Origin of the sequence: Candidatus Pelagibacter sp. HIMB1623, assembly GCF_052047695.1 — a bacterium.
GTDB lineage: Bacteria > Pseudomonadota > Alphaproteobacteria > Pelagibacterales > Pelagibacteraceae > Pelagibacter.
The window spans coordinates 1-12,030 of the sequence record NZ_JBNAJN010000013.1 but is presented as its reverse complement, the minus strand read 5'-3'; the positions used below and the strand labels follow the sequence as shown (position 1 = coordinate 12,030).

The window sequence follows — 12,030 nt, the reverse complement described above, 5'->3', positions numbered from 1 at the left end:
CTTATAAAACTATACATGTCATTAAAAAATGAGATTGAACATTTAAATTATTAAGACAATACACCTTTCTTGCTTGCCCAAGAAGTAGATGTGATTATTTTCAAACTTTACTGGCAATTACAAGTAAATTTTAACACTGAATGATTCCTTAATAATTTGCTGAACTTTTTAAAGAAATTAATTTGAAAAAGTACCAGGGTTTAATTATACAAACTTGATAAATGATGAGTTTAAAAAAAATTGTTAAAAAAGTAATTGTTAAGCTTGTACCTATTTCTTATACTAAAAGAAGACATTTTCACACAAGCACCTATAAAAAAGATAACATTTTAGTAATGCTTATCTTTAATAACAATTTTTTAAGATACGTTTTATACTCATTAGCAAATTTATTTTCAAAATTTAAAATATCAAGCAGTATTTATTATCGCTTGTACGTTTATCAAAGAGCACCATCAATTAAAAAAAATAACAAATATAATCGTACTTTATATGAAGTTGATTGTGGTATTGAAACTAGAAAAGCGATGCTTTTATCAACAAATGAAATTTTAAAATTTCAAGTTAAAGCCGATCAAAAACAATCAATTTGGGTTGGTTTTGCATTTTTAGAAAATTACTTTCAAAAATATAATATCGCAAATAATGATTTAGAAATTTTTATAAATTTAAAAAATCAGAAAAAAAATAAAAATTTAAAATTTTCATTTCCTGTTGATACCAAAAAACATGGTTTAGCTTATATTGAAAAAGAAAAAAATTGGATGGACGTTTCTATAAATTTAGATGAATTTATAGACAGTCAAGTCGAAATTTCAATAAAATTTGAATTTATTGATAAATCATTTTTAATGTTTCCTAAAAATAAGCCAGATCAAAAATTAAAACACAAAAAATTAAAGACCAATTTAAAAGGTATGGCTATAAGTAATCCTATTATTTTTTTTCCGGAAAAAAAAAATGAAAGAATAGTTTATTTTTGTTGTGAGAGTTTTTCTGATCCATTTTTTTTAGAAAAAATTAATTTTTCAAAAGAAATAAATTTACCAAACATTAAGAAAATTTTATCAGATAGTACGCATTATAAGAGATCATATTCGTTTGCTGACTCTACAATGCCAAATATCCTGTCTACCTTATCTGGTTTAAGTCCTCTTCAACATGGATTTGGAAATTATAGAAATGATTTTTTTCATTTAGAATTAAATGATAAAATAAAATTTCTTCCTGAATTACTAAAGAAAAAAAATTTTACCAGCGCAGCATATACATGTTATGGTCGCTTTGATCCTCTGTATGGATACTCAAAATCATTTGATTTATGGTCACATGTGAAAAAATCTCAAGATCCAAATGCACCAAATTCAAACAATATAATAAACGCAATAAAATTTTTTAAAGATCAAAATATATTTTTATATACACATTTTAATAGACTTCATGGCCCTATGTTAAATAATTTGGGTTTAGAAAGTCCTATGATGTGGTCAGGGGAGTCAATGTCAGAAGCATTCGCTTATAAATTTAATAATTTGTATGTGGACAGACTAGAGATATTAGATGATGAGATAGGCAAAATAATAAATTATTTAAAATCTAATAATCTATACAATGAAACTACTTTAATAATAACTGGAGATCATGGCGCCGCATTACCTCCTGAATGGAAAATGCATGTTTTAAAATATCCTTTATATGAAACACATTCAAGAGTTCCATTAATAATTAAACATAAAAAGAGTTATGACAATCATCAAGAAAGAGTAATTGATGAACCAACTTCTTCACAATATGAGAGTTTTTATCAAATATTAAAAAGTCAAAATTTAGATTTACCTAATTATTTTGAAAATTTATTTCAATCTAGAATGAAAAAATCAAAATTTACTGTTTCAGAAACTATTTTTAATCCTAAAAATAATAATTATGGAATTGCATTAACAGCTCAAAATTTAAAATTATATAGATTATTTAATTATGATTGGGAAAATATAAAAATTAAAAATGTTGAATTTGAAAAATTATTCACAATTAATAATGATGGTATTGTTAATGAAGATAGTGACGAAAACATAAATAATAAGAAATCAAATGATTACGAAGACATTAGTTTGGAGATGAAAAAAATCATCATGGAAAACAATCAATTTAGAGAAAATCATAAACATAAAAATTTAAAAGAAATAATAAAAAAAATAGTATAAAATTTAAATTGTTATAGTGAATTGCAATCTTTTTAAAATTGAAATATTGGATGAAAAAAATTTTTAATTTAATTGGAAGAAAAAAAGAATTATTTATTGAAGATATTGAAAAATATGAAGATGAATTAAAAAAAGTGGTTTCTAATTCTTCTTTTCTTGTTATTGGTGGTGCAGGTTCGATAGGTCAGGCTGTAACTAAAGAAATTTTTAAAAGAAAACCAAAATTACTTTATGTTGTTGATATTAATGAGAATAATTTAACCGAATTAGTAAGAGATATAAGAAGTTCACTCGGATATATAAAGGGGGAATTCAAAACATTTGCGCTTGATGTTGGTTCAATACAATATGATGCTTTTATTAATTCTTATAATAAATTTAATTATGTATTAAATTTATCTGCTCTTAAACATGTTAGAAGTGAAGAAGATCCATTTACATTGATGAGAATGATTGATGTAAATATTTTGAATACAGACAAGACTTTAAAACAATCTATAAATGGTGGTGTAAAAAAATATTTTTGCGTCAGTACAGATAAGGCCACTAATCCAGTAAATATGATGGGTGCAAGCAAATACATTATGGAAATGTTTTTAATGAAAAGGTCAGTTGATATTGACGTATCAACTGCTAGATTTGCTAACGTAGCATTTAGCGATGGTTCACTATTGCATGGATTTAATAATAGAATTGAAAAGAAGCAGCCAATTGCAGTTCCTGGAGATATAAAAAGATATTTTTTAACACCAAAGGAAAGTGGAGAGCTGTGCCTAATGAGCTGTATTTTTGGACAAAATAGAGATATTTTTTTTCCCAAACTTGATAAAACCAAGCACCTCATATCTTTATTAGACATTGCCATTAAGTATCTTAAAGAAAAAGGCTATGATGCCTATATTTGCAAAGATGAAGATGAAGCTAGAAATTTAATAAAAAAATTACCACATCAAGGAAAATGGCCTTGTTTGGTAACAAAAAGCGATACTACTGGCGAGAAAGAAATTGAAGAATTTTTTACAAATAAAGAAAAACTTAATATGGATCAATTTAAAAGTTTAGGCATAATTAAAAAAGATGAAATACATCAAATAAATTTACTCAATAATTTTAAAGAAGCAATTTTAAAGCTTAAAGAAAGCACTTGGACCAAACAATCTATAGTAAATGAATTTTTTAAACTAATTCCAGAATTTAAATATTATGATAACAAAAAGTACTTAGATGGAAAAATGTAATGTTTAAAGATATTGTCGAATTTATTCAAAAGATTTATCAGACTAAAGACTTTATTTCATTACATGAGCCAAAATTTGTTGGCAAAGAAAAAGAGTATATTGAAAAATGTATAGAAAGTACTTTTGTATCTTCTGTTGGAATTTTTGTAAATAAATTAGAGATTAAAATAGCAAAATATACAGGCGCTAAATATGCAATATCAACAACTAATGGAACTTCTGCACTGCATATTTCTTTATTATTAGCCGGTGTTGATGAAGATTGTGAAGTAATAACACAACCACTCACATTTATTGCAACCTGTAACGCTATTAATTACTGCAAAGCAAAGCCAGTTTTTGTTGATGTTGATAGAGATACCATGGGTCTCTCACCATCTGCCCTAGAATTTTTTTTAAAAAATAATACAAAAGTAAAAAATAAAAAGTGCATAAATATAAAAACGAATAAAATTATTAAAGCATGTGTACCCATGCACTCTTATGGTCATCCTTGTAAAATAGATAAAATTAAAACAATTTGTAATAAATACAATATATTTTTGATTGAAGATGCCGCTGAAAGCTTAGGTAGTTTTTATAAAAATAAACACACAGGAACTTTTGGTCAGATAGGAACATTGAGCTTTAATGGAAATAAAATTATTACAGCTGGTGGTGGTGGCTGTATAATTACAAATGATAAGTCACTTGCAGTCAAAGCTAAACATCTAACAACAACTGCTAAAATTCCTCATAAATGGGATTTTAATCATGATATGATTGGTTATAATTATCGAATGCCAAATTTAAATGCTGCATTGTTAATTGCTCAATTAGAAAAATTAAATAATTTTATAAAAAATAAACGTAAGTTAGCAAATGACTATGAAAAGTTTTTTAAAAGTATTGATTATTTTTTCTTTAAAGAGCCCAAATTCAGTAGATCGAATTATTGGTTAAATGTAATTCTTCTTAAAAATAAAAAACAAAGAGATAAGTTTCTAGATTATACAAATAAAAATGGTGTGATGACTAGACCTGCATGGAAGTTAATGAATAAGATTAAAATGTTTAAAGATTGTCATCAATTAGACTTAAAAAATGCTAATTATTTGGAAGAAAGAATTGTAAATATTCCAAGTTCAGTAAGGTTTTAAATGACTTTAAATATTGGTTATTTTGCTGATGGTCCTTGGAGCCATAAAACATTCGATAAATTAATTAATGACACTCAAATTAAAATATCTTTTATTTGTGCAAGATTTGGAAGCAAGGATAAAACTTTAAAAAATTATGCAAAAAAATACAGTATTGATTATTTAGAAAATAAGAATGTAAATTCTGAAGAATTTATTTCTACTTTAAAAGGATATAATTGTGATTTGTTTGTCTCGATGTCATTTAATCAAATTTTCAAAAAAAAAATAATCAATTTAACAAAATACAAAATTATTAATTGTCACGCTGGTAAATTACCTTTTTATAGAGGAAGGAATGTTTTAAATTGGGCTTTAATCAATGATGAAAAGGAATTTGGAATAACAGTTCATTATGTTGATGAAGGAATAGATACGGGCGATATCATTTTGCAAAGAAATTATAAAATATCAGATAAGGACAATTATAAAACTTTACTAGATAGGTCTTATTTAGAATGTGCAAATATACTTTATGATGCGATTTTAATGTTCAAAAATGATCAAGTAAAAGCCCAAAAACAAATAAAACTGCATAAACAGGGCTTCTACTGCTCACAAAGAAAAATTGGTGATGAAATTTTAAACTGGAAACAAAAAAGTAGGGAAATATTTAACTTTGTTAGAGCGATATGCAGTCCAGGACCTAATGCTAGATCATATTTAAAAGGCAAAGAAATGAAAATTTTTAAAGTAGAATTAATCGAAGATGCTCCAATTTATAAAGGTATTACCGGAGCAATAATTTATATAGATCATCGATGTTTTTTTGTGAAAACGCAAGATAGTTTTATAAAAATTACAGACTTTGAATACGATGGAAAAATAAATATTGGAGATAGATTTGAATAATAAAAAAGTATTTATAATTGCTGAAGCAGGAGTTAATCATAATGGATCAATAGAATTAGCCAAAAAATTAATTGATGTTGCGTCTGACGCTGGAGCTGACGCTGTTAAATTTCAAACATTTAAGGCAGAAAATTTAGCAATTAAAAATGCAGAAAAAGCAAATTATCAAATGGAAAATACAGATTTAATTGAAACTCAATTTCAAATGTTAAAAAAATTTGAAATTAATGCCAAAATACACAAACAACTTATCTCTTATTGTAATAAAAAATCTATAATGTTTTTATCATCTCCTTTTGATATTGATAGCATCAATCTCCTAAACGATTTAGGTCTAAATGTTTTAAAAATACCTAGTGGAGAAATAATAAATCTTCCATATTTAAGATTTATAGGAAAATTAAATAAAAAAATAATTCTTTCAACAGGAATGGCAAATATGGATGAAATTAAAAATGCTTTAGATGTTTTAACTCGAGCTGGGACAAAAAAAAATAATATCACAGTGTTGCATGCTAACACAGAGTATCCTACTCCAATGCAAGATGTTAATTTAAAAGCTATGTTGACAATAGGCAAAACTTTTGGTGTGAGTTATGGATATAGTGATCATACCTCAGGAATAGAGGTGGATATTGCTGCAGTTGCACTTGGTGCAACTTGTATAGAGAAACATTTTACTTTAGATAGTAAAATGGAAGGTCCAGACCATAAAGCTAGTCTTGAACCACATGAATTAAAAGATATGGTTAAAGCTATTAGGAATATTGAACTTGCTCTTGGAAATGGAATAAAAAAACCTTCCAATAGTGAAATACCAAATATAAAAATTGTTAGGAAATCAATTGTTGCTAAAACTATAATTAAAAAAGGTGACATTTTTAACGAAAATAATCTTACAATAAAAAGACCAGGCACCGGTATCAATCCAATGAAATGGGATGAGCTTATTGGAACTAAATCCAAAAAAGATTATGGTGAAGATGAACTTATATGAGGAAAAGAAAAATATGCATAGTCACTGGATCGCGTGCAGATTACGGATTGTTGTATTGGTTAATTAAAGAAGTTAATAGAGATCAGAGTCTTGAGCTTCAGCTTATTGCTACAGGAATGCACCTAAGCGCAGAGTTTGGATCAACCTATAAAGAAATAGAAAAAGATTTTAAAATTGACAAGAAAATTGATATGCACTTATCTTCAGATACCGCCGAAGGTATATCAAGATCTATGGGGATAGCTCAAAAATCTTTTTCGGAGGCTTATAATGAATTGAAACCTGACATTATTGTTGTTTTAGGTGACAGATATGAAATTTTTAGTGCCGCAAGTGCTGCAATGATATCAAGAATTCCTATAGCTCATATTCATGGTGGTGAGGCTACAGAAGGTTTAATAGATGAAGCTATTCGACATAGTATAACTAAAATGAGTCATTTGCATTTTACTGCAGCTGAGGAATATTCCAAAAGAGTTATACAGTTAGGTGAAAATCCAAGCAAAGTTTTTAAAGTAGGTGGTATGGGTGTCGAAAATATTGACAGGCTTACTCTTCTCTCAAAAAAAAATTTTGAAAAATTAATTGACTTTAGATTAAATATTAAAAATATTTTAGTTACTTTTCACCCTGTCACATTAGAAAAAAATACATCAAAAAAACAATTTTCTGAGATCCTGGAAACAATAGATGAATTAAAAAATACAAATATAATTTTTACAAAAACAAATAGTGATACAGATGGAAAAATTATTAATTCTATGATAGATGAATATACAAGTAAAAACCAGAATAAGTCTATAGCCATTACATCAATGGGGCAATATAATTTTTTAAGTGCTTTACAATATATGGATTTAATTATTGGAAATAGTTCAAGTGGATTACTAGAGGCTCCAAGTTTTAAAATTGCGACTATAAATATTGGCGATAGACAAAAAGGTAGAATTAAAGCAAATAGTGTTATTGACTGTTCTCCAAATAAAAAAAGTATAAAAGATGCTATAAAAAAAGCCTATTCAAATAAATTTCAAAATCTTTTAAAAAATGTTAAAAATCCTTACGGTAATGGTTACCCTAGTAAAAAAATTATTAAAACCTTAAAATCCATTTCCATAGATGATCTTTTAAAAAAGTCTTTTTTTAATGTGAAGTTTTCATTATGAGAATAGTATTTATTGGGACTGTAGAATTTTCAAAAAGAGCCCTTCAAAGATTAATCGAATTAGATGCAAGAGTTGTTGGAGTATGTACAAAAAAACAATCTAATTTTAATAGTGATTTTGCTGATTTAAGACCTTTGTGTAAAAAAAAAAAAATACCAATCAAACTTGTTAAGGATATCAATTCAAAAGATAATTATGATTGGATTAAATCTTTAAATCCAGATATCATTTTTTGTTTTGGGTGGTCTAATTTATTAAAAAAAAAAATATTAACTTTACCTCCAATGGGAGTTTTGGGTTTTCATCCATCTAAATTACCTAAAAATAGAGGAAGACATCCACTTATTTGGGCACTAGCTCTTGGACTTAAAAAATCTGCCTCGACTTTTTTCTTTATGGATGAAGGAGCCGATAGTGGTACGATTTTATCTCAAAAAGAATTTAAAATTTTACCTAGTGATGATGCTAAAACTTTGTATAATAGAGTTGTAAATACAGCTTTAATACAATTAAATAACTTTTTAAGTCATTTAGAAAAAAAAACTTATCGCACAATTAAACAAAATCATAAGATTTCAAATACCTGGAGAAAGCGTACTAAGGCTGACGGAAAAATTGATTTTCGTATGACAAGTCAGTCTATTTATAATTTAGTTCGAGCTTTAACAAAACCCTATGTTGGAGCTCACATTAGTTATAAAGAAAAAGAAATTATTGTTTGGAGGGTAGAAATAATTAAAAATAAACAAAATAACATTGAGAGCGGGAAAGTTTTAGATATAAATGGAGACAAGATTTTAGTAAAAACATATGATGGTGCAGTAAGAATAACCAATCATGAATTTAAAAAACTTCCAAATATTGGAGAATACCTTTGAAAAATAAAATACTAGTTGTAGCTGTTCATCCTGATGATGAAACCTTGGGATGTGGCGGAACTTTACTCAAACATAAAGCTAATAATGATAAAATACATTGGCTTATTTGCACAAATATAAATAAAAATCATAAATATTACAAAAAAAGACAAAAAGAGATAAACAAAGTTTCAAAACTCTTTAATTTTGAAAGTGTTCACAATCTTCAATTAGAGACTACTAAAATTGACAAATACAATATTAGCGAAATAATTGAAAAAATATCAAAAGTAATAAATAAGATAAAGCCAAATATTATTTATCTTCCATTTAAGGAAGATGTTCACACCGATCATAAAAAAATATTTGAAGCTAGCTATAGCTGCACGAAATCATTTAGATATCCATTTATTAAAAAGATATATATGATGGAAACTTTAAGTGAAACTGAGTTTGCTCCTAGCACTAAAAAAGATAGTTTTATACCCAATACATTTGTAGATATTAACAAATATATAGAGAAAAAAATTCAAATAATGAAAGTTTTCAAAAGTGAAATTGGCAAGCATCCATTTCCAAGAAGTGTTAGAAGCATTAAAGCATTAGCTAGTTTTAGAGGATCAACATCTGGATGCAAATTTGCTGAAAGTTTTATTCTTTTAAAAGAAATAAAATGAAAAATATAGAAAAAATAAAAATCACTTTGAATGCAAAGATTAAAGAAGCTCTAAAAATTATATCAGATGGGCGTATTCAAATAGCAATTGTAGTTGATAAAAAGGGAAAATTGTTAGGCACTTTAACCGATGGGGATATTAGAAGAGGATTGTTAAATGGATTAAACGTAGATAGTTCAATTAGATCATTGGTGTTTAAAAAACCTATTACTGTAAAAAAAAATGAATCAAAAAAAAAAATATTGAAAATTGCTATTTCTAAAAATATTTATCAAATTCCTGTAGTTGATAGCACTGGTAAAGTTATATCTGTACATGTATTAAATGAGCTTATAAAACCCAAAAATAAATCTAACTTAGTTGTTATAATGGCTGGCGGAAAGGGTATGCGTTTAAGACCATTAACAAAACACATACCAAAACCAATGTTAAAAGTGGGAAACAAGCCTATCATACAAACACTAATAGAAAAATTTGATCAGAGTGGATATAAGAATTTTTTAATATGCGTGAATTATAAATCCAAAGTAATAAAAGATTATTTTGGTGATGGTTCAAAATTTGGAGTAAGCATAAAATATATAGAAGAAAAGATAAGAATGGGTACAGCCGGATCCCTAAGTCTTTTAAGAAAAAAACCTAAAGATCCTTTTTTTGTAATTAATGGAGATTTATTGATTAATCTTGATTTTGAGAAAATGTTAGATTTTCACTTTGAGCATAATTCTAAAGCCACAATGTGTATAAATGAGTACAATATAGATTCACCTTATGGTGAAGTAAAATTAGATAATGAAAATATTATTTCAATAAAAGAAAAACCCAAACATAAATATTTTGTTAATAGTGGTATTTATATTTTAGATCCGGAATGTATAGGCTTAATACCAAAAAAATTTTATGATATGACATCGTTGTTTAAAAAAATGATAGTAAATAAATATAAGATAGTATCTTTTCCGTTAGGTGAATATTGGCTAGATATTGGTAGATTAAACGACTTTAAAAAAGCAAATCTAGAATATAATAATTTTTTTAATAATAAAATGAATATTAAATTAGAGAACAAGTCTTAATGAAATTAATTGCAGAAACTGCATGGCATCATGAAGGTGATTTCTTATTCATGAAAAATTTAATTAATGAAATTACATCTAAAACTAGCGCAGATATAATTAAAATGCATATCACACTAAATTTTGATGAGTACATGGACTCAAGTCATAAACTTTATAAAAAACTTAAATCAATGATTTTTAATAATTATCAATGGAAAGAATTAATCAGTATTGCTAGAGAGGGTAATAAAGAGATTATGTTATTACTTAATGATACAAATGCTATAGAATTTGGCTTATCATTAAATCCTGAATATGTTGAAATTCACTCTGTTTGCCTGAACGATTTATTTATGCTTGAAAAATTAAAAAAAAATATTCAAAAAGAAACAAAAATTGTTTTAGGAGTAGGTGGCTCTAGCATTCAGGAAATAGAGAATGCAATTAAATTTTTAAACCATTCCAATATAATTCTTATGTTTGGATTTCAAAATTATCCAACTATATATGAAGATGTAAATTTGAATAAAATAAAAAAAATTATGAAATTTTTTCCAAAATTTGAATATGGCTACGCAGACCATACATCATGGAATAACGAAAATAATGAATTAATTACTCTCTTAGGAGCAGCCAGTGGGATGAAGTATATCGAAAAACATGTCACAACACATTATGGAGAAAATAGAATAGATTGGTCAGCTGCGATTTCTATAAAGATGTTTAATGATTTATCTAACAAAATTAAAATTCTTAAAGAACTCAATGGCAGTGGTTTGATTGATATGAATGAAAGTGAAAAGAAATATTCAATATTCGGCCCAATGAAAAAAGCTGCAATTTTAAATCAAAATATTAAAAAAGGTGATCTGTTTTTAAAGGACATGATTAAATTTTCACGTACTAATGAAATTTCAGATATGTCACAATTAGATGTAATCCAATCTTTTGGAAAAAAAATCTCAAGAGACTTAAAAGAGGGAACTGTATTAAAAATAAAACATTTCAGTTAAAATAATTGAATGAAAATCGGTTTTTTGATCACTGCTCGTTTAAAATCTACAAGGTTGAAATTTAAAATACTTAAAAAATTAAATGGATATACTGTTATTGAGAGGATTATACAAAGAGCAAAAAAAATAAAAAAATGTAGTGATATAGTTTTGTGCACTTCATCTTTAAATCAAGATTTACCTTTAGTAAAAATTGCTAAAGATAATGATATTTTTGTTTATAACGGTAGTGCCGAAGATGTTTTGCAAAGATTATTGAATGCTTCAGAATTATTTGGAATGGATTATTTTATTGGAATTACAGCTGACAACCCTTTGTTCTCAATACACCATGCTAATTTAATTTCCAAAATGATAAGAGCCAACAAAAATCTTGATTATATTTATACTTCTGGCATGCCAATCGGGGCAAATATTTATGGTATTAGAACCAAAGCGCTAAAGACAGTCTGTCAAGTTAAACAGGAGTTAGACACAGAAATTTGGGGTTATTTAATTAATCGACCCGAAATTTTTAAGGTTAAAGAAATTAAAGTTGAAAATAAATATAGAGGTAAAAATTTTAGGTTAACTCTTGATGAAGAAGATGACTATATATTCTTTAGAAAATTATATGATATGTTTCCTAAAAATCAAGTCATAGATCTTTTAAAAGCATATAAATGTCTAGAAAAAAATCCTGAATTATCTTTTATAAATAGTAAAGTTAATCAAAGAGATTTAGATAATAATGTAAAAAAAAGAATATCAATTTTTTATAAAAAAAATAAAAAAAAAATTATTAAATTAA

The 12,030-nt window shown here is 26.3% G+C and carries 11 protein-coding genes; all 11 read left to right on the top strand.

Features of this window, described 5'->3' with window-relative positions; translation table 11 throughout:
- Positions 1-221 precede the first annotated feature (221 nt).
- Positions 222-2,204: a sulfatase-like hydrolase/transferase gene (locus ACTTBN_RS04500; RefSeq protein ID WP_440681206.1), complete on the top strand. Its 1,983-nt coding sequence runs from the start codon at positions 222-224 to the stop codon at positions 2,202-2,204.
- A 50-nt stretch (positions 2,205-2,254) separates the two neighbouring features.
- On the top strand, positions 2,255-3,442 hold the full coding sequence (locus ACTTBN_RS04495) for a UDP-N-acetylglucosamine 4,6-dehydratase (RefSeq protein ID WP_440681205.1): 1,188 nt from the start codon (positions 2,255-2,257) through the stop codon (positions 3,440-3,442).
- Positions 3,442-4,581 carry a LegC family aminotransferase gene (locus ACTTBN_RS04490; protein ID WP_440681204.1) on the top strand — a complete coding sequence of 380 codons (1,140 nt, stop codon included), beginning with the start codon at positions 3,442-3,444 and terminating at the stop codon, positions 4,579-4,581. Before ACTTBN_RS04495 ends, ACTTBN_RS04490 begins: the two co-directional genes overlap by 1 nt.
- On the top strand, positions 4,582-5,472 hold the full coding sequence (locus ACTTBN_RS04485; RefSeq protein WP_440681203.1) for a methionyl-tRNA formyltransferase: 891 nt from the start codon (positions 4,582-4,584) through the stop codon (positions 5,470-5,472).
- Entirely contained in the window at positions 5,465-6,469 is a 1,005-nt protein-coding gene (gene neuB, locus ACTTBN_RS04480) for an N-acetylneuraminate synthase (protein WP_440681202.1), read from the top strand. Before ACTTBN_RS04485 ends, neuB begins: the two co-directional genes overlap by 8 nt.
- Positions 6,466-7,635, top strand: coding sequence for a UDP-N-acetylglucosamine 2-epimerase (neuC, locus tag ACTTBN_RS04475; RefSeq protein WP_440681201.1), 1,170 nt, complete (start codon positions 6,466-6,468; stop codon positions 7,633-7,635). The genes neuB and neuC overlap by 4 nt, the downstream gene beginning before the upstream one ends.
- Entirely contained in the window at positions 7,632-8,513 is an 882-nt protein-coding gene (locus tag ACTTBN_RS04470) for a formyltransferase family protein (protein ID WP_440681200.1), read from the top strand. The genes neuC and ACTTBN_RS04470 overlap by 4 nt, the downstream gene beginning before the upstream one ends.
- Entirely contained in the window at positions 8,510-9,169 is a 660-nt protein-coding gene (locus ACTTBN_RS04465) for a PIG-L deacetylase family protein (RefSeq protein WP_440681199.1), read from the top strand. The genes ACTTBN_RS04470 and ACTTBN_RS04465 overlap by 4 nt, the downstream gene beginning before the upstream one ends.
- Positions 9,166-10,245 (top strand): nucleotidyltransferase family protein, encoded by a 1,080-nt coding sequence (locus ACTTBN_RS04460; RefSeq protein ID WP_440681198.1) that lies wholly within the window; start codon positions 9,166-9,168, stop codon positions 10,243-10,245. Before ACTTBN_RS04465 ends, ACTTBN_RS04460 begins: the two co-directional genes overlap by 4 nt.
- Positions 10,245-11,240, top strand: a complete 996-nt coding sequence (locus ACTTBN_RS04455; protein ID WP_440681197.1) for an N-acetylneuraminate synthase family protein — start codon at positions 10,245-10,247, stop codon at positions 11,238-11,240. The genes ACTTBN_RS04460 and ACTTBN_RS04455 overlap by 1 nt, the downstream gene beginning before the upstream one ends.
- A 9-nt stretch (positions 11,241-11,249) precedes the next feature.
- Positions 11,250-12,030, top strand: a 781-nt coding sequence (locus ACTTBN_RS04450) for a cytidylyltransferase domain-containing protein (protein ID WP_440681196.1), incomplete at its 3' end; no start/stop codon positions are given.